Origin of the sequence: Mangrovimonas sp. YM274 (genome assembly GCF_030908385.1) — a bacterium.
GTDB lineage: Bacteria > Bacteroidota > Bacteroidia > Flavobacteriales > Flavobacteriaceae > Mangrovimonas_A.
Genome location: NZ_CP133091.1, coordinates 1,927,215 through 1,946,052 on the forward strand (window position 1 = coordinate 1,927,215; position 18,838 = coordinate 1,946,052).

Sequence of the window (18,838 nt, forward strand, 5' to 3'; positions counted from 1 at the left end):
GTCTCTAAACATAATTTTTATAACTTAGAACCAAATCAATTCTCTCAATTTGTCAAAATTGGGATACAAATTTTAATACATGAGTCATTATCATATAAAACATTTAGAAGAATATTACCAAGTTTACCGAAAGTCGGTAAGGGAACCTGAAAATTTTTGGGAAGAAATTGCGGAAGAACACTTTTTGTGGCGAAAAAAATGGGATAAAGTCCTGAGTTGGGATTTTACCAAACCGGAAGTAAAATGGTTTGAAGGGGCCCAATTGAACATAACAGAAAACTGTATTGACAGACATCTATCTACAAGAGGGGACAAAACCGCGATTCTCTTTGAACCCAATGATCCAAATGAACCAGCAGAACACATTACCTACAGACAACTTTATGAACGTGTTAATCAGTTTGCCAATGTGCTGAAGGAACAGGGCATTCAAAGAGGGGATAGAGTATGTATTTATGTTCCTATGATTCCCGAATTAGCCATTTCCATTTTGGCCTGTGCTAGAATTGGGGCTATTCACTCGGTGGTGTTTGCAGGCTTTTCTTCCCAAGCATTAGCTACAAGAATCAATGATAGTGAATGTAAACTGGTGGTTACTGCAGATGGTTCGTATCGAGGGGCAAAAACTATCGATTTAAAAGGTATTGTAGACGAAGCTCTGCAGAACTGTCCTACCGTGAAAAGTGTTTTGGTGGTTAAACGCACCAATGAAGAGGTTCATATGGAAGTAGGTCGTGACCATTGGTTGCAACCTTTATTGGATAAGGCCTCCAAAGAAGGAAAGGCGGAAATTATGAATGCCGAAGATCCTTTATTCATTTTATATACTTCAGGTTCTACCGGAAGACCAAAAGGGATGGTGCATACTTTGGCAGGTTATATGGTGTATACCGCTTATACCTTCAAAAACACTTTTCAGTATAGGGAACATGACATTTTTTGGTGTACCGCAGATATAGGTTGGATTACGGGGCATAGCTACATTGTATACGGACCGTTGGCAAATGGCGCCACCACCGTAATGTTTGAAGGTGTGCCAAGTTATCCAGATTTTGGACGTTTTTGGGAAATTGTTCAAAAGCATAAGGTAACGCAGTTTTACACGGCACCTACAGCTATCAGGGCATTGGCAAAACAAGGTGTGGAATTGGTGGATAAATATGATTTATCTTCTTTAAAGGTTTTGGGCTCTGTAGGAGAACCTATTAATGAAGAAGCGTGGCACTGGTACAACGATACCATAGGAAAAGGAAAAAGTCCTATTGTAGATACTTGGTGGCAAACGGAAACAGGAGGTATCATGATTACGCCTATTCCTTTTGTAACACCAACCAAGCCAACCTATGCAACTTTGCCGTTTATTGGGGTACAACCTGCATTAATGGATGATAATGGTCAAGAAATAAAAGGAAACCAAGTAGATGGTAAATTGTGTATTAAATTCCCTTGGCCTTCTATGGCCCGAACCATTTGGGGAGATCACCAAAGGTATAAAGACACGTATTTTTCTGCTTTTGAAAATAAATATTTTACAGGGGATGGAGCTTTGCGAGACGAAGTTGGCTACTATCGTATTACCGGTCGTGTGGATGATGTGATTATTGTATCTGGACATAACCTTGGAACAGCGCCAATTGAGGACGCCATCAACGAGCACCCTGCGGTATCAGAATCCGCAATTGTTGGTTTCCCTCATGACGTGAAAGGAAATGCCTTGTATGGTTATGTAACTTTGAAAGATACAGGTGAAAGTAGAAATCATGAGAACCTTCGTAAGGAAATCAATCAATTAATCACCGATCGTATTGGACCTATTGCTAAGTTGGACAAAATTCAGTTCACTCAAGGATTGCCAAAAACACGAAGTGGAAAGATTATGCGTAGAATTCTACGAAAAATTGCTAGTAACGACACGTCTAATTTGGGAGATACCAGTACACTGTTGAACCCTGAAGTAGTTCAGGAAATTATGGATAATGTTTTATAGAATTAATAAAAGAATAAAAATGAAAAGAGCATCGATAAGGATATTGATGCTCTTTTTTGTTGGAAGAATTGGAGATTAAATATCTAAAACCAATTATTGGCAACTTATGGTTACAGAACCACTCTGCAAACCATTAGAATTCGCTGTTACTTTTATTTGGCCGTTTGCACCTTTTTTTGCTTTAATAATAACCAGAGCCAATCCATTAAAGGCGTTTCTTTCTGTGGAAGCAAAGGAGGTTAAATCTGTAGGATCTCCGTTGTCAGTGGCCACAATGTCTCCAGGTCCTTCAATTGTAAAGGATATGGGATTGTTGGCATTGGCCACAAAACGATCCTTGCTATCGGTAATTTTTACTGTTATAAATGCTAAATCCTTGCCGTTAGAGAGCAGGTCGTTTTGGTCTGTTTTCAATATTAATTTCGAAGGTTTTCCGGTGGTTTGAATGGTTTTTTCGCTCCATAACTGTCCATTTTTATAAGCAACAGCTTTTAGAGTTCCTGGTTCATAAATAACATCATCCCAATGTAATCGGTATTCGAAGGGGCCTTTCTTTTTGAGCCCTAAGGACCTCCCATTTAAAAACAGTTCTACTTCATCTCCAGAGGTGAAAATATGCACTGGAGTAATTTGCCCTATACGTTCTGGCCAATTCCAATGTGGGAGAATGTGTACCATGGGCAAATCAGGACGCCATCTGGATTGGTATAAATAAAAACGGTCCTTTTTAAAGCCTGCTAAATCAATAAGTCCAAAATAGGAACTCTTAGATGAATAATAAGGAGTTGGTTCACCTAAATAATCCCATCCGGACCAGACAAATTCGCCTACTACAAACGGGTGTTTATCCTGCGATGCAAATACTTTATCTGCGGAAGATCCAAAATTGGCGGTATATAGTTCATAGGAACTGACATAACCAGTTTTGGGATCGCCTCCAACACCATCAGAAATAGGTGAACTGATATCTCCTGTTACTGGAAACAGATAAGTTCCTCTAGAACTTAGGGCTGCTGCCGTTTCGCTACTAATGATGGCTTTGTTTGGGAATGCTTCGTGGAAGGCCGGATACAAGGGAGAAGTTTTGATGCCTTGCAAATGAGAATAAGCAGGAGCATCCCTAATGCCTTCTCCCTGATAATTTAAGCTGATGACATCCATAATGGAGGGGAAGGGCATGTTGGGCTTGGCATAGTTCATGGAAGCGGTTGTTGGCCTTGAGGGGTCTTCGCTCTTTACAATAGCACTTAATTTAGCGCCTACTTTCGCACCTTCTTCATCTGTATACTGCTCTCCAACTTCATTGCCGAAACTCCATAATATTACGGAAGGATGGTTCCTGTCTCTTCGTACAAAAGAGCGTGTGTCGGCTTCAAACCAATCATCAAAAATAAGATGGAAATCATGAGTCGTTTTTTTACGCTGCCAGCTGTCAAATATTTCATCAATAACCAAAAAGCCCATTTGGTCTGTTAACTCCAAAAGTTCTGGAGCAGGAGGATTGTGCGCCATCCTAATGGCATTGCATCCTAACTCTTTTAGGGTTTCCAGTTGACGTTTGGCTGCTTTTAGGTTGAAGGCAGCCCCCAAAGCGCCCAAATCATGGTGCTGATTGACACCTTGTATTTTTATGGGTTCTCCATTTACGATAAGTCCTTTGTTGGCATCAAAAATAATTTTTCTAATACCAAATGTAGTTTCGTAATGATCTATAATAGTACCATCTTGAGAATGAACGGTTGTAATTGCTTTGTAAAGATTAGGTGTTTGGCTCGGGGATGGGCCCCATAGTTTTGGATGTTTTATGGTAGTGGCCCCTTTTATTGTTGTCTGACCAGTGGGGTTGAGGGAGATATTGTTTTTTTTGATGCTAGCAGCTCGTAGACCTAATCTTTTGAAGTTATTTTCCAAGGGATAAATTTCTGTCACTACGTTAACTGTTTCATTACTCAGGGCATCATTGTTAATAGCTACTTCAAAATTGATGGTTGCAGAATCTTTAGAAACCTCTTGGGAAGTTACATAGGTGCCCCAATGCCTGATATGAATTTTGTTGGTTTTGGTTAGCCACACATTCCGATAAATTCCTCCTCCGGAATACCAACGAGCCGAATGGTTCGGATTATCAACTCTAATGGCCAGTTGGTTGTTCTCCCCAAATTTGATATAAGGCGTTAAATCCAATCGCCAAGAATTATAGCCATAGGGCCAACCTCCAACCAAATGACCGTTAAGCCATACCATAGCATAAGACATGGCGCCATCTATATCTAAGAAAATAGATTTTTCTTTATCGGATTGGGGAATTTCCAATTGCTTTCGGTACCAAGCCACACCATTGCTAGGTAGTCGTCCCATGCCTCCTCCAACTTCAGCATCATCGCCTTTCATAAAAGGACCTTTTATAGCCCAGTCATGAGGTAAATCTACCGTTTTCCAAGTATTGTCTTCAAAATTAGTTTGTACAAAAGGAAAGTTTTCTCCTGGATTGCCTTTGGGTCTTATGTGATGCTTAGTGCTGTCTTTGATAAAAGGGTTGGCTGTTGGTAATATATAAGTTTTTAGAACTTCGGCAGAAGGGGCTACTTCAATAGCTTGGGTTGCTTCGGAATCCGCTTCTTTGGTGTCATTAACATTTTCAATTGCAGGTCTTACATCATAAATAAGGTCGTCAGCCAAAACTTCCGACTCGTATTTCATGAATTTCCAGTTTTTATTAATTGAAATGCGTTCTCTGGGATTACTATTTTTATCTGGAGAAATAGTTGGTGTACACCCGAAAATAAAAAGAAATAGGAACACCAAAATTATGCTACCTAAAAGTTTTTTTAGTGTATTTAAATTATTATTGGGATTATGTTGAGTATTTTTCAATTTTACCAGCCATTTATTATGTAAATATAAAATATTCTTACTGAATAATGGTTTGGGTTAATTGGAGATTTCTTTCTGAATAAAGTAAATAATGAAGATAGGAGCGTAGGAGGGATACTATGTTATCATAATCTTTTTACCGTTATTGGCAGCCGATTTATAGATGGCTTCCACCACATTAATATCTTTCAAACCCTCTTCACCAGGGACTATTGGTGCCATATTTTTAATGATGGCCAATGCGTCCTCATCCATTTGTTTCGCTTGTTGGTTTCCTTGAAATGGTGATACTTTTTGTCCATCACTTCCTTGCACACTAACACCGCTATAATATTGCAAAGGTTCGGCTTTGTACCAACCATTTGCACAATCAACCTTCATAGTATTAATGTTTTCAGCGAAGGACGTTTTACATTGAGCTGTGATGCCATTTGGGAATTCTAAATTGAAATGTGTTATTTCATCGGCAGTGAAAATGTTTGGTCGTGTATATTCATGCGTTGCACTCACAGAAATGGGCTCCAATCCTGTAGCATACCGAACGGCATTGAGCGGATAAACCCCCATATCATACATGGCACCACCTCCTAAAGTTTTATGAAGTTTCCAGTGTTTATGATTTCTTGCACTATTGTAAAAACCAGCTTCTGCAAATAAGGAGTTTATAGGGCCATACGGTTTGGTTTGCGACCATTTTATGATAGTTTGCGTTACCGGTTCATGCTGAAGACGGTAACCGATGGTTAGCTGTACTTTGTTTTTGTTGCAGGCTTGGATAATGGCTTCGCACTCTGAAACATTCATGGCCATTGGTTTTTCGCACCATACATGTTTTCCGGCTTTGGCGCCAATTATACTGTAAGGTTTATGAAGTGCATTTGGCAAAACAATGTAAACAATGTCAATATCGTCATTATTAGCAATGGTATGCATGTTTTCGTAATTGTAAACATTGGCATCCGGGATATTGTATTTCTTTTGCCAAACAGGAATTTTTTCGGGGGACCCAGTAACAATACCTCTTAGCTCACAATATTTGGTAAGCTGTAGGGCAGGGGCCAAAATATCTGTGCTGTAATAGCCCAATCCCACCAAGGCTACACCTAACTTTGTTTTTCTTTGAGGAATCATAAAACTGGAAAGAGGCAATGCGCTTGCTGCCAAAAGAATTCCTGAAGCTTTTAGAAATGATCGTCTATTGCCCATATTTTAATGTTTGCGAATTAGTCTTCTCTAATTTACAAAAATATGGGCAGTTGTTTAGATTATAAACGAGCTGATAATCTTACGTTGAATACTCTAGGTGTTAAATAGTTTGGAATGGCATACTGACGCTTACTGTAAACATCCCTTACCCAAGTATTGGTGATGGAGTTTTGTACGTCAAACATGTTGAAGATTTCAAATCCTAAGGTAAGGTCTTTAAAATGACGCTTCCAACTATCGTAAGTTTTGTTTTGGTCTACCAATACATAGCTGATTCCCAAATCCGCCCGTTTGTAGTCGCGAAGCCTGTTTTGGTATTGGTAAGGATTGGCATAACTTGGTGAGCCACCAGGAACTCCCGTATTGTAAACCAAATTCAGGTACATTTTAAGTTCTGGGATGCTTGGCACATAATCCTGAAAGAGAATTCCAAACTTTAAACGTTGGTCTGTTGGTCTGGCAATATAGCCCTGATCCTCGATGTTTTCTTCAGTTTTTAAATATCCAAAGCTGAACCAAGATTCTGTTCCTTTTACAAATTCTCCATTAAGTCGCATATCCAATCCAGAGGCGTAAGCTTTGGCATTATTCTTTGCGCGATAGCGAATACGAACATTTTCCAATGTGTATGGATTTACATCTGAAAGGTGCTTGTAATAGGCCTCGGAAACCAGTTTGAAAGGTCTGTCCCAAAGCTCGAAGCTGTATTCATTCCCCAGTACAATATGGGTTGACTTTTGGGCTTTTACATGAGGTTGCACCACTCCTGAAGAATCCCTAAGTTCTCTGTAGAAAGGGGGTTGGTAGTACAATCCTCCAGCAATTCTAAAGAGCATGTCTTTATCCCAATCTGGTTTTATGGCAAATTGTCCACGAGGACTAATCACGGTTTGTGTTACGGTTTCAACCCCGTCACCGCTCACTGTCCAATTATGGGCTCTGGCTCCTAAATTATAGAAGACCTCATGATTTCCTAAAGTGGATCGTTTGCTCCATTGGGCATAGGCCTGTAAACGATCAATCTGAACTTTGTTTGTGGCTCTCACGTTTTGGAACGCCACCAAAGGACCTTCGTATGGATTGTAAGGCTGGTTATTGGGAATGTGCAGCGTAGGAGGTGTGATGGAAAAACCAGCACTGTCAATAACTTCCCATTCTACCAAACGGTCTCTAATGTCTTCATGAGTATATTTTACAGACCATTCAATAGTGGTGTCTTCACTTGGTTTGTAATCTCCTTTGTGTTCAGCGTTAAAAATAAGGGCGTCTAAATCATTTCGGGCGTGAGTTAGTTGTGAACCAATCCCTTCACTAAATTCCACTTCTCCCAAATTTTCATCTCCAATACTACTGTTGACTTCTCCAAGTCGGTATTGAGCCAAAATGTCGAAATATTCCTCTTCTGTGGTGTGATATCCAGAAGCAATTAATTTTAAGGTCAATTTGTCTGACACAAAGTAATTGGCCTTAAACGCACCAAAATTGGTGACATATTCGTCTTTTTCCTGGCCTTCGTAAAATACCAAAAGGGCAATTGGATCCGTTAAGGTTCCAAAATTGGTTTGTCTGTTTTGTGGCTCAAAATTGTATCGGTTTACAGAAAAATTACCCAAGAAATTCAAATGAAATTTGTCTGAAAACTTATAGGTCAAATAGGTTTGGGCATCTGCAAATATTGGTCTCACATTGGTTTCCGTTTCCATGGAATTGATAAGCAAACTATTATCGCGGTAACGTAATCCCACAATTCCAGAGAATTTAGAATCTTTACTGATGGCCTCTGCCGCAACGCTTCCGCCGAGTAGACTTAAATCGGTTCGAACTCCAAATTTTACAGGTGTGCGATAGGTAATGTCTAACACAGAGGAAAGTTTGTCACCATATTTTGCTTGAAACCCACCTGCAGAAAAATCTACATTTTGAACCAAATCGGTATTTACAAAACTCAAACCTTCTTGTTGCCCAGAACGGATTAGGAATGGTCTGTACACTTCAATTTCGTTGACATACACCAAGTTTTCGTCAAAATTTCCACCTCTAACTGAGTATTGTGTGCTTAATTCATTGGAAACGTTGACACCGGGAAGTGTCTTTAAAATATTTTCAACCCCTGGTTGTGCGCCTTTTATGGTCCTGATTACTTCTGGGGTAATTGTGGTAACCCCATTAACAGATTGTCTGGTATTGGTATTGATGACTACAGTACCAATTTGTTCTATATCCATTTTCATGACTGGGTTGAATTCCAGTTCTTGACCATTTTTCAGGTTGAAGGTTGCTACCACACGTTTATAGGACAAATGGGTGAACTCAATGGTCACATCTGTATTGGAAGGAATTTTCAGTTCATAAAATCCGTTGCTATTAGAAGAAGTGCCATTGACGCCTGCTTTAACGGAAACATTTGAGACCGGTAGTTGAGTGTCGTCTAAGATAACGCCTTTTATGGTGGCTTGTTGAGAATAGCCTAAAAGGGATAAACATAAAAATGCAAAAAACAGGAGATAAACGTTAGGTTTCAATAGTTGAGATTTTATTTTCTAAAAAACGTTGCCTCAAATGTAGAACTATTTCCTACATTATCGGTAACGATGACCTTCAAATTGTTTTCAGTATCGCTAATAACGTTATCCTCAAAATTATAGGTTAAGGTCCCTTTTTTGTACTCATACTCCATTAAAATCCATTTTCCGTTAATGGTTGCGCGATAGTTGCTGATGCCTGAGTCTTTGTCTCCAATTTTTACTTTTAATTCAGTGGCATTGCTCATCCATTTTCCGTCGTAAAAATTAACGGGAGTAATGGTTGGTGGCACTAAATCGGATTCTAGAGTGTAGGTGCCCAAAGATTTGCTTCTCGCAGACAGACTTTCTCCCTGTCGTGAGGTAGAGACATATCTCGGTGTTTTGTAGTATCCTGTAAGTTCTGCTATGTAAAGTTTTTCTTTATCATCGTCTAGGTAGTTGCTGATGTCGTAAGTGATAGTGAAGGGTTTTTGCAAGGGCACAATATCTTTTCCTAAAAGCAGCGTGTCTGCTTTAACATCGAAGTCTAAATAGGTGTCATCATAGAACGTACCTTTTGGAATATAGACCGAAATATTGCCTTTTTCCAAATTGGTAGCTTTTCCAGGAAGTGCATAATGCATAGGTTTTATATCTTCTAAAGGCTCGGGTAGTGCTATGTCCTTTCCTTTTATAGGAATAGTTATCCAAACATCATTCTCCTTAAAATCCTTAACCCTTATTTTATATACGGAAGAAGTGCTGTCCAAAACTTTTACATAACCACTGTTTTCAACATCTTTATATAGGCTTAAGGGGTTGTTTTGTTCAACAAAAAGCTTTTGGATATAGTTGTGATTGGTTTTGTAATTTTCAAAATCTATTAATCGGTTGATATGCTTTGTTTCGGAATAACTAAAGCGTTTAAAATCTATTTCAAAATGCTTACTGCCATTATAGAAGGATTGAATATTGCTCACGCCGTTTTTATTAGGAGCGTCATCCAATCGGTCATGGGCATTAATACCAAAACCAATTTCTCCCAAAGCTTCAATTTCTTCCACATTGAAATCGCCTGTTCCCGTAGGTATCAATCTGAGTTCTTTACGCTTTTGGGAGCCATTGATATGGGAGTTTTCATTTTTAACATAAGCAAAAAGCCCATTGATGGTTGGTTTCCGGGAATCGCTCACATCCATTCCAAACAACATGGGGTTCATTGGGCGCTCTTCATTGTCCCTAATTTCAAAATGAAGGTGTGGGGCAGAGGAGCCCCCAGTATTTCCAGATAGTGCGATAATTTCATCTTTGGCAATAGGGAGTTCGTCTGGTGTTGGGAATACTTCAACCTGATAGCTTTCCTTTTGGTATTGACATTCTTTAATATACTTTTCAATTTTATCTGAAAACTTTTGCAAATGGGCATAGACTGTGGTGTAACCATTGGGATGGGTTACATATAGAGCTTTGCCATAGCCGTAATGGGAAATTTTAATCCTACTGACATATCCAGGGGCAGCAGTGTGTATATTTAAACCCTCCCGATGTTGGGTTTTGATGTCCAATCCTGCATGAAAGTGATTGGGGCGCAATTCTGCAAAGGTACCGGCCAGCACTATTGGAATTTCCATTGGATTTCTAAAATAGTCCTGAGGATATGGGCTTTGCGAAAAGCAGATATGACATGATGATAGTAGGAAAAATAAGACCTTTTTCATAAGCAAATTTGTGTGGCTAAAATATTAATTTGGTACTAATCTTCAAAAGGGAATGCCCATAAATAGTAGAAAACAGCACTTTACATTCAATAATTAATTATTTGAAAATTTATTGTAAAACAATTGTGATTTTTGTTTTGGTATCTTAACTTTGTTGATACAGTAGTGGATATTGCAAATGAGTAAAATTGAAGAGATTGTAGATTCTTTAGAGATCAAAATTAGCAAGCTTTTGCACAAACTCGAAGTTTTAAAGCAAACAAATGCTAAGCTTTCAGAGGAATTGGCTCTTCAACAGCAAAAAAAATTACAACATCAGGAAGAAATAAGTGCCTGGGTTGAAAAATACGAAGCGCTTAAGGTTGCAAAATCATTACTTGGCAGTGACGAAGATAACAGAGAAACGAAGCTCAAAATAAACGCATTAATCAGGGATATTGACCACTGTATTGCGCAATTGTCTGAATAATGTAATTGTATGATGTATGTCAGAACAGCTTAAGATAAAGCTATCCATTGCAAATAGGGTGTACCCTTTAACAATAGCTCCTAATCAGGAGGAAGGGTTGCGCAAGGCGGCGAAGAAAATAGAAGCAATGATTGGCCAGTTTGAGCAAAATTATTCTGTGAGAGATAAGCAAGATGTATTGGCTATGTGTGCCCTGCAGTTTGCCTCTCAATTAGAGCAAAAATCTATAGATCGAGAAAATGTTAGCGAAGAAGTACATAACAGGTTGTTAGCCTTGGATGAACTTTTGGAGCAACATACTAACTCATAACGTTCTTTAAATATAACAAAGGTTACTGCCTACATTGGTTATTTTTTTTGATAAACTCAACGTTAATTCTTTAAAAAGGGTGAGTTTAAGCTGTAAGACCGAGCTGCCTCTGAGTAGAGGGTCGATCAGTTTGTTAGCCCTAAACTTGTTTTTAAGGAGTTTATACAAAATGTAAAACCGATGTAGGCTTTTTTATATATATTAACTAACTAAACATGGAAATGAACACAATTTTATTGATTGTAGGAGGCGTGGTACTTGGTGTAGTCATTGGATATATTGTTGCAAAGACTCTGGAAAAGAACAATGCATCAAAAGTGGTATCCAATGCAAAGCAAGAGGCCGAAGGAATCATCAAGCAAGCAACCGCAGAAGGCGAATCTATTAAAAAGGACAAAATACTTCAGGCCAAAGAAAAATTCATTGAGCTAAAGTCTGAGCACGAAAAGGTGATTTTGTCAAGGGACAAGAAGATTGCAGACGCAGAGAAGCGTACTCGTGATAAGGAGTCACAAGTGTCAAATGAGTTGGCAAAGCACAAAAAGGCAACGCAGACCATTGAAGCGAAAATGAAGGATTATGATTTTCGTTTGGACTTCTTGGAAAAGAAAAAAGTAGAACTTGAAAAGGCGCACAAGAGCCAAATTAAGCAATTGGAGGTGATTTCAGGATTATCTGCAGAAGATGCTAAGTCGCAGTTGGTTGAGTCGCTTAAAAACGAGGCGAAGACAGATGCGATGGCTTATGTACAGGACAGAATTGAAGAGGCTAAGTTAACAGCGCAACAAGAGGCCAAAAAGATAATTATCAATACCATTCAACGTATCGGTACCGAAGAGGCTATAGATAACTGTGTGTCAGTTTTCAATATCGAATCTGATGATGTTAAAGGACGAATTATTGGTAGGGAAGGACGTAACATTCGAGCAATAGAAGCTGCCACAGGAGTTGAAATTATTGTAGATGATACACCAGAAGCTATTATTTTGTCTTGTTTCGATTCTGTTCGTCGTGAAGTAGCGCGTTTGTCGTTGCACAGATTGGTAACCGATGGAAGAATTCACCCGGCTCGTATTGAGGAAGTGGTGAAAAAGACACAAAAGCAAATTGATCAAGAAATTATTGAAGTAGGTAAACGTACGGTAATTGATTTAGGAATTCATGGTTTACATCCAGAATTGATAAAATTGGTTGGACGTATGAAATACCGTTCTTCCTATGGTCAAAACTTATTACAGCACTCGAGAGAAGTGGCCAAATTATGTGGAGTTATGGCAGCCGAATTAGGCTTGAATCCTAAGCTGGCCAAACGTGCAGGATTATTACATGATATTGGAAAAGTGCCAGATTCTGAAGCAGATGTTGAAACACCACACGCTATTTTAGGTATGCAATGGGCAGAGAAGTATGGGGAAAAACCTGAAGTATGTAATGCAATTGGAGCGCACCACGATGAAATTGAAATGACAACTTTGTTATCGCCAATTATCCAGGTATGTGATGCCATTTCTGGAGCTAGACCAGGAGCAAGACGACAAGTTTTGGATTCGTACATCCAACGTCTTAAGGATTTGGAAGATGTGGCCTTTGGGTTTAGTGGCGTAAATAAGGCTTATGCAATTCAAGCAGGTAGAGAGCTAAGGGTAATTGTAGAGAGTGAAAAGGTGTCTGATGATCAAGCAGCAAAATTATCTTTTGAGATTTCGCAAAAAATCCAAACAGATATGACGTATCCAGGTCAGGTAAAAGTTACCGTAATTAGAGAAACGAGAGCTGTAAACATTGCAAAATAAGTTTAGAAAACAGTTTTAAATAAAAAAAGCATCCTACATTAGGATGCTTTTTTTATGGGATAAGGTGTTCTATTTTCTTGGGTGATATGTCATTAAAACTTCTTTTAAGTGGGTTCTGTCAAGGTGCATGTATATTTCAGTTGTAGTAATGCTTTCATGACCTAGCATCATTTGAATAGATCGTAAATCGGCACCATTTTCCAGTAAATGTGTGGCAAAGGAATGTCTAAAGGTATGTGGTGAAATGTTTTTGTTAAGATTAATTTTTACAGCCAATTGTTTGATAATGGTAAAAATCATTGCTCTAGTAAGTTGCCGGCCTCTTCGGTTCAGGAACAAGGTGTCTTTAAATTCAGGTTGTATTGGTAAATGAACACGTATTTCTTTTCTGTAAATATTGATGTATTTTTGAGTTTCAGGACCTATCGGTACAAATCGCTGCTTGTCGCCTTTACCCGTTACGCGAATAAAACCTTCTTCAAAATATAAATCAGATAATTTCAAACTGGTAAGTTCACTTACCCTTAAGCCACAACTGTAGAGTGTTTCCAAAATGGCTCGGTTGCGTTCACCTTCCGCTTTACTTAAATCTATGGCATCAATTAGGTTGTCAATATCATCAACGCTTAAAGTGTCTGGAAGCTTTCGACCTATTTTGGGTGATTCAATATGGTCCATTGGATTGGTATCCCTATATTCTTCAAACACCAGATATCCAAAAAAACTGCGCAGTCCTGATATTAAACGTGATTGTGATCTGGCATTGATGGTTTTCGAGATTTCATAGACAAAAGGTTGGACGGTGTCCTTCGTTATATCTAATGGTGAAACCGATATATGATTATCATCTAGATATTTTATGAGTTTTAGGATATCATATTCGTAATTATCTATAGAATTCTGGGATAGGCCACGCTCTATCTTAAGGTAGTGCTTGTAATCTTGTAGTCCGTTTTGCCAATTCATTGGGATAAATGTAGTATTATTTTGAGGGAATATTCAAATTTTAACTATAACTATTGACTAATATTTGAAAGAAAATTTTGCAAAAAAAAGTGTTTATAAAGTGTTATAAATAAGTTATATAAGGTAAATTTGTTAATATTGTTAGAAATAACTGTAAGTGAAACCTTAAGAAAAGGAACCTAATTCAAATAATTAATAGTAATCCATTTAAATTAAAACAAGTATGAAAAGAATTTTATGTTTTGCAATGTTTATGTCTATTGGTATAATAAGTCTTCAGGCTCAAACAGACGTAGAAACAGTAACTGACGATATGATTGAAAAAGTGAAGACAGGCGGATTTAAGATTGGAGCCGATATTGGTTTTCCCCTAAGTGGGACTTCCGATATATCTAGTTTCAATTTTGGTTTCTATGGAACTTATTTGTTCGAAGTTGTAGATAACCTTGAAGTAGGAGGATTGATAGCTTATACTCATTTTTCCGGTGACGGTTATTATTATCGTTATCATCCCTCAGATGGAACAACAACCAGAGTGAATAATGATAGTAATTCCTTTTTACCAATAGCTGCCACAGGTAGATATCACTTTATGGACCATTCATTTTTTGCAGGTTTGGATTTAGGTTTTGCCGTTAACGTTTCTGGCGACGCTGATACAGGAATGTTGTTTAGACCTAAGTTTGGCTATAATTTGGGGATGATCAACTTAATAGCCTCATTTCAGGTAATAACAGCAGAAGTGAAGCGACCATATCACCCCGATTATGTTGGTGGAGCATGGGATGTCAATGGATTTAATTCCTTCAATGTTGGAGTAGAATATTCTTTTTAAAATTTTAATATAAAGCTATTAATCATGAAAAAATTAGTATTAATCATGGTTCTTGTAGTAGGAACCAGCCTTGCGAGTCAAGCACAAGGTGTTTTTAAATTGGGGGGTAGTGTAGGTTTGGCCTCATCCGATGCAGGAGATGTTTCCGATTGGTCTTTGGGAATTGATGCCTACTATATGTTTGGCTATAATGATGCCTTTTTGAGTTTTGGGCCAACCGTAGGTTTCCGAAACTTCTTTATGAAAAATGACAATCATCTTCTATATCGAGATGATGCACAATTTGTCCCTGTTGCTGGAGCAGCCCGAGTAAAGGTATTTGGGATATTTACTGGTGGAATTGATGTGGGATATGCTTTTGGTATTACAGATTATCTCGATGGAGGTTTCTATGTACGCCCTATTGCTGGTATTGATGTGGCAGATTTCATTGAAATTAACGTGTCTTATGAAAATTACTCCGATAAGCTTAACTGGGGAAATGCAAATATTGGCGTTTTGTTTGAGTTTTAGCTTATAATATATAGTCTGTTATTGTATAAAAAGGATTAAGTTGAAGAGCTTGATCCTTTTTTTATGGGAATATTGATTCGTTTTCTTGGGTTTAATGCATCCATTAATAGTCCTTAATAGGTGTTTTTATAAAGAGATAGTTTATTTGGTGTGCGTTATATTGCTGGTTTTAAGTGCGTAAGAAAATTCGTCATTTTTTTCTTGTAAGAACTTCCTTAAAAAGTTAGCTTTGGCGGCTTAAACAATTAAACAACCAAATTTATTATGAAAAAATTATTATTGTGTGCCGCAGTTGCAGTATTCGGATTTTCAAATGTCAATGCTCAAGATTTTAACTTTGGGGTTAAAGCAGGGGTTAACTTTGCTACTTTAGGTGGAGATATCGAAGAAAACGACATGAAGGTAGGTTTCCATGTTGGAGGTGTTGCTGAATTTATGTTCAACGAAAAAATGGGAATTCAGGGAGAGTTACTGTACTCTACTCAAGGGACTAAATTTGAATATTCGGAACAAGGCTTTTCAGAAGAAGAGACATGGAAATTGAATTATATCAATATTCCAGTGTCTTTTAAGTATTATATCGTAAAAGGTTTTAATGTTGAAGCAGGACCTCAATTGGGAATTTTGGCTTCAGGAAAATATGACTATGAGTATAGTGGAGAGTTTGGAGGTGTTGCAGTAAATGAATCAGAAGAAGGAGATTTGGAAGGAATCAGTTCAATTGATTTTGGTTTCAATATTGGAGCTGGATACAAAATGGAAAATGGTTTAAATTTTGGAGCTCGTTATAACCTTGGTTTAATGAATTTGAATGATGAAGATTACAGCGATGAGTTTCTTTTAAACAATGGTGTATTTCAACTTTCAGTTGGATATATGTTCTAAATTTAGAGTTTAATAACATAAAAAAACCGAAGCCAAAAAGCTTCGGTTTTTTTATATACTATTTTTAATATATTTACTTTATGAAGAAACTCATCATCATCAACGGCCCAAACCTTAATCTATTAGGGAAACGTGAACCTGATATTTATGGAAGTCTTACGTTCAATGAATTTTTTGAAACGGTAGTTGATAAATATCCGCAAATAGCATTGGAACATTTTCAGTCCAACATAGAAGGGGAGTTGATCGATAAACTTCAGGAAGTTGGGTTTAGTTACGATGGTATTGTTTTAAATGCAGCCGCCTATACTCACACTTCTGTTGGTATTGGTGATGCGGTAGCGGCAATTGAAACACCCGTTGTGGAAGTACATATTTCCAATACTTTCGATAGGGAGTCTTTTAGGCACATGTCGTTTATTTCTCCAAATGCCAAGGGTGTCATTGTTGGGTTTGGCCTACAAAGCTACGAATTGGGCATCCAAAGTTTTTTGTGATAACAAATACTAAAATTATAGGTGTAAAAAAAAGACGATACTGTTGGTATCGTCTTTTTTTTATAGATGATTTACTTTTTATAAGTGAATTACTTCATCATATGCATCGGCTACAGCTTCCATTACCGCTTCACTCATGGTTGGGTGAGGGTGAACGGCCTTAAGCACTTCGTGACCTGTAGTTTCCAATTTTCTACCCAAAACGGCTTCAGCAATCATATCGGTAACACCGGCACCAATCATATGGCAACCTAACCATTCACCATATTTGGCATCGAAGATTACTTTTACAAATCCGTCCTTTGCACCAGAAGCACTAGCTTTACCAGAGGCAGAGAATGGGAACTTACCAACTTTAATTTCGTATCCTTGTTCTTTAGCTTGCTTTTCGGTTAAACCTACACTTGCAATTTCAGGAGCACAATACGTACAGCCAGGAATGTTTCCATAGTCGATTGGCTCTACATGCATGCCTGCAATTTTTTCAACACAAAGGATTCCTTCAGCAGAAGCAACGTGCGCCAAAGCTTGACCAGGCGTTACATCTCCAATAGCATAGTATCCTGGGATGTTGGTTTGATAGTAATCGTTTACCAAGATTTTATCGCGGTCTACGGCAATACCTACATCTTCCAAGCCTATGTTTTCAATGTTGGTTTTGATACCTACAGCAGATAACACAACGTCAGCTTCCAATACTTCTTCACCTTTTTTGGTTTTAACTGTAGCTTTTACTCCTGCTCCAGAAGTGTCTACTTTAGTTACTTCGGCAGAAGTCATGATTTTTATCCCATTTTTCTTGAAGCTACGTTCCAATTGTTTAGAAACTTCTTCATCCTCAACAGGTACTACATTCGGTAAATATTCAACAACAGTTACTTCGGTACCGATAGAGTTATAGAAATAAGCAAACTCAACACCAATAGCACCAGAACCAACTACAATCATTTTCTTAGGTTGTTCTTTTAAGCTCATGGCTTCACGATAGCCAATTACTTTTTTTCCATCTTGAGGTAAACTTGGTAACTCACGAGAACGTGCTCCAGTAGCAATGATAATGTGGTCTGCAGAATATTCTTTGCCGTCTACATCAACTTTCTTTCCAGTTTTAAGTTTTCCGTAGCCTTCAATAACGTCAATTTTGTTCTTTTTCATTAAGAATTGAACGCCCTTGCTCATCCCTTCGGCAACACCACGACTGCGCTTTACAATAGCACCAAAATCTTTATCAGCACCTTTTACTGAAAGGCCGTAGTCTTCGGCATGCTTAAGGTATTCAAAAACCTGTGCCGATTTCAATAAGGCTTTAGTAGGAATACAACCCCAATTTAAGCATACTCCACCAAGACTTTCCTTTTCTACTATTGCAGTTTTAAAGCCCAATTGAGACGCTCTAATAGCTGTAACGTAGCCTCCAGGTCCACTACCTAGAACAATTATATCATATTTACTCATGAGAATTTGTTTAGTGTATTTTTTTGACGCTACGAATTTACGAAACCTATTTTTAAATATGAATTTAGCCAACAAAAAAATAGGCACTTCGCCCATATAAATATAGCGAGTGCCTTAAAATGCCTAAATGAAATTTTTAATTTTTAGGAGGGGTGTTTTCTGTAGAATCTTTTTGGGTTTCGGCACTATCAAAATCCAAACTTAAAGAGTTAACGCAGTAACGTAATCCGGTTTGGGTTGGACCGTCATTAAAAACATGACCAAGATGGCCTCCACAGTTGGAACAGAGTATTTCAGTCCTTACCATGCCATGGGTTCTGTCTTCTTTGTAAGTGATGCTGCCTTCTATGGCATTGTCAAAACTGGGCCAACCACAATCTGATCTAAATTTATCGGTGCTCTCAAAAAGTTTTGTGCCACATCCTGCACAAGTATAGGACCCTTGTTCAAAATGGAGGTTGTATTCTCCCGTAAAAGGGCGCTCGGTACCTTTTTCTCTTAACACTTGATATTGTTGCGGCGTAAGAATTTCACGCCATTCTTGTTCAGTTTTATTCATTTTATATGTTTGGTTTTTGTTTTCGTTGTTTTTTTGAGCCGTAGAATTGCAACTAAATGCAAGAGCAATAAGAATAACGGTGAGGATGTTTTTCATGGTAATTCAGATTCAAGTAGCTAATTAAAAACTTTAGTCGACGGATAGATTAGCTCATTACGAAATCGTTATAATTAATTCTTAGGATTTTATTTACCTTGCTTAATGGGTTTGTGCGTTTAAAATTGCTAATTTAGAACTTTACAAGTTATGAATTGTGCATGTGTATTA

At 38.0% G+C, this 18,838-nt stretch carries 15 protein-coding genes and 1 other RNA gene; 9 read left to right on the forward strand and 7 right to left on the reverse strand.

Annotated elements, in window-relative coordinates:
• Positions 1-79 precede the first annotated feature (79 nt).
• Positions 80-1,987, forward strand: a complete 1,908-nt coding sequence (gene acs / locus RBH95_RS08335) for an acetate--CoA ligase (protein ID WP_307899125.1) — start codon at positions 80-82, stop codon at positions 1,985-1,987.
• A gap of 93 nt (positions 1,988-2,080) precedes the next feature.
• On the opposite strand, the gene galB is transcribed toward acs, so the two are convergent.
• From galB to RBH95_RS08355, 4 genes are all read right to left on the reverse strand, one after another.
• A complete protein-coding gene (gene galB, locus RBH95_RS08340) occupies positions 2,081-4,789 on the reverse strand; it encodes a beta-galactosidase GalB (RefSeq protein ID WP_307902244.1) in 2,709 nt (902 codons plus the stop codon).
• A gap of 189 nt (positions 4,790-4,978) precedes the next feature.
• Positions 4,979-6,067: a Gfo/Idh/MocA family protein gene (locus RBH95_RS08345; protein WP_307899126.1), complete on the reverse strand. Its 1,089-nt coding sequence runs from the start codon at positions 6,065-6,067 to the stop codon at positions 4,979-4,981.
• 59 nt (positions 6,068-6,126) lie between these two features.
• Positions 6,127-8,589 carry a TonB-dependent receptor gene (locus RBH95_RS08350; RefSeq protein WP_307899127.1) on the reverse strand — a complete coding sequence of 821 codons (2,463 nt, stop codon included), beginning with the start codon at positions 8,587-8,589 and terminating at the stop codon, positions 6,127-6,129.
• An 11-nt stretch (positions 8,590-8,600) separates the two neighbouring features.
• On the reverse strand, positions 8,601-10,289 hold the full coding sequence (locus tag RBH95_RS08355; protein ID WP_307899128.1) for a M23 family metallopeptidase: 1,689 nt from the start codon (positions 10,287-10,289) through the stop codon (positions 8,601-8,603).
• A 178-nt stretch (positions 10,290-10,467) separates the two neighbouring features.
• Between RBH95_RS08355 and RBH95_RS08360 the strand changes: the two genes are divergently transcribed.
• The 4 genes from RBH95_RS08360 to rny all read left to right on the forward strand — a co-directional run bounded on the left by RBH95_RS08360 (position 10,468) and on the right by rny (position 12,861).
• A complete protein-coding gene (locus RBH95_RS08360; RefSeq protein WP_307899129.1) occupies positions 10,468-10,758 on the forward strand; it encodes a hypothetical protein in 291 nt (96 codons plus the stop codon).
• Positions 10,759-10,774: 16 nt separating this feature from the next.
• Positions 10,775-11,068: a cell division protein ZapA gene (locus RBH95_RS08365; RefSeq protein WP_307899130.1), complete on the forward strand. Its 294-nt coding sequence runs from the start codon at positions 10,775-10,777 to the stop codon at positions 11,066-11,068.
• 54 nt (positions 11,069-11,122) lie between these two features.
• Positions 11,123-11,230: non-coding RNA, 6S RNA (gene ssrS, locus RBH95_RS08370), on the forward strand.
• A gap of 53 nt (positions 11,231-11,283) precedes the next feature.
• Positions 11,284-12,861: a ribonuclease Y gene (rny, locus tag RBH95_RS08375; RefSeq protein ID WP_307899131.1), complete on the forward strand. Its 1,578-nt coding sequence runs from the start codon at positions 11,284-11,286 to the stop codon at positions 12,859-12,861.
• Between the two features lie 69 nt (positions 12,862-12,930).
• Here the strand turns inward: rny and xerD are convergent, their stop codons facing one another.
• Positions 12,931-13,827 carry a site-specific tyrosine recombinase XerD gene (gene xerD, locus RBH95_RS08380; protein WP_307899132.1) on the reverse strand — a complete coding sequence of 299 codons (897 nt, stop codon included), beginning with the start codon at positions 13,825-13,827 and terminating at the stop codon, positions 12,931-12,933.
• A 223-nt stretch (positions 13,828-14,050) separates the two neighbouring features.
• Here xerD and RBH95_RS08385 point away from each other — a divergent pair, with 223 nt between their 5' ends.
• The 4 genes from RBH95_RS08385 (at position 14,051) to aroQ (ending at position 16,557) form a co-directional block, all read left to right on the forward strand.
• Positions 14,051-14,662, forward strand: a complete 612-nt coding sequence (locus RBH95_RS08385; RefSeq protein ID WP_307899133.1) for a hypothetical protein — start codon at positions 14,051-14,053, stop codon at positions 14,660-14,662.
• A 24-nt stretch (positions 14,663-14,686) separates the two neighbouring features.
• A complete protein-coding gene (locus RBH95_RS08390) occupies positions 14,687-15,175 on the forward strand; it encodes a hypothetical protein (RefSeq protein WP_307899134.1) in 489 nt (162 codons plus the stop codon).
• Between the two features lie 264 nt (positions 15,176-15,439).
• On the forward strand, positions 15,440-16,060 hold the full coding sequence (locus RBH95_RS08395; RefSeq protein WP_307899135.1) for a porin family protein: 621 nt from the start codon (positions 15,440-15,442) through the stop codon (positions 16,058-16,060).
• Between the two features lie 80 nt (positions 16,061-16,140).
• The gene (aroQ, locus tag RBH95_RS08400; RefSeq protein ID WP_307899136.1) at positions 16,141-16,557 is read left to right on the forward strand and encodes a type II 3-dehydroquinate dehydratase; all 417 of its coding nucleotides are present in this window, start codon (positions 16,141-16,143) and stop codon (positions 16,555-16,557) included.
• 78 nt (positions 16,558-16,635) lie between these two features.
• Here the strand turns inward: aroQ and lpdA are convergent, their stop codons facing one another.
• Together lpdA and msrB are read right to left on the reverse strand one after the other, a co-directional pair.
• On the reverse strand, positions 16,636-18,012 hold the full coding sequence (gene lpdA / locus RBH95_RS08405; protein ID WP_307899137.1) for a dihydrolipoyl dehydrogenase: 1,377 nt from the start codon (positions 18,010-18,012) through the stop codon (positions 16,636-16,638).
• A gap of 136 nt (positions 18,013-18,148) precedes the next feature.
• Positions 18,149-18,571: a peptide-methionine (R)-S-oxide reductase MsrB gene (gene msrB / locus RBH95_RS08410; protein ID WP_307902245.1), complete on the reverse strand. Its 423-nt coding sequence runs from the start codon at positions 18,569-18,571 to the stop codon at positions 18,149-18,151.
• Between the last annotated feature and the right edge of the window lie 267 nt (positions 18,572-18,838).

Excerpts from the sequence above, each read along its gene's own strand:
- RBH95_RS08365 (WP_307899130.1), top strand. The coding sequence starts at position 10,775 with ATGTCAGAACAGCTTAAGATAAAGCTATCCATTGCAAATAGGGTGTAC.
- RBH95_RS08395 (WP_307899135.1), top strand. The coding sequence starts at position 15,440 with ATGAAAAAATTATTATTGTGTGCCGCAGTTGCAGTATTCGGATTTTCA.
- acs (WP_307899125.1), top strand. The coding sequence starts at position 80 with ATGAGTCATTATCATATAAAACATTTAGAAGAATATTACCAAGTTTAC.
- RBH95_RS08355 (WP_307899128.1), bottom strand. The coding sequence starts at position 10,289 with ATGAAAAAGGTCTTATTTTTCCTACTATCATCATGTCATATCTGCTTT.
- RBH95_RS08390 (WP_307899134.1), top strand. The coding sequence starts at position 14,687 with ATGAAAAAATTAGTATTAATCATGGTTCTTGTAGTAGGAACCAGCCTT.
- xerD (WP_307899132.1), bottom strand. The coding sequence starts at position 13,827 with ATGAATTGGCAAAACGGACTACAAGATTACAAGCACTACCTTAAGATA.
- RBH95_RS08360 (WP_307899129.1), top strand. The coding sequence starts at position 10,468 with ATGAGTAAAATTGAAGAGATTGTAGATTCTTTAGAGATCAAAATTAGC.
- aroQ (WP_307899136.1), top strand. The coding sequence starts at position 16,141 with ATGAAGAAACTCATCATCATCAACGGCCCAAACCTTAATCTATTAGGG.
- RBH95_RS08345 (WP_307899126.1), bottom strand. The coding sequence starts at position 6,067 with ATGGGCAATAGACGATCATTTCTAAAAGCTTCAGGAATTCTTTTGGCA.
- rny (WP_307899131.1), top strand. The coding sequence starts at position 11,284 with ATGGAAATGAACACAATTTTATTGATTGTAGGAGGCGTGGTACTTGGT.
- RBH95_RS08385 (WP_307899133.1), top strand. The coding sequence starts at position 14,051 with ATGAAAAGAATTTTATGTTTTGCAATGTTTATGTCTATTGGTATAATA.
- msrB (WP_307902245.1), bottom strand. The coding sequence starts at position 18,571 with ATGAATAAAACTGAACAAGAATGGCGTGAAATTCTTACGCCGCAACAA.
- lpdA (WP_307899137.1), bottom strand. The coding sequence starts at position 18,012 with ATGAGTAAATATGATATAATTGTTCTAGGTAGTGGACCTGGAGGCTAC.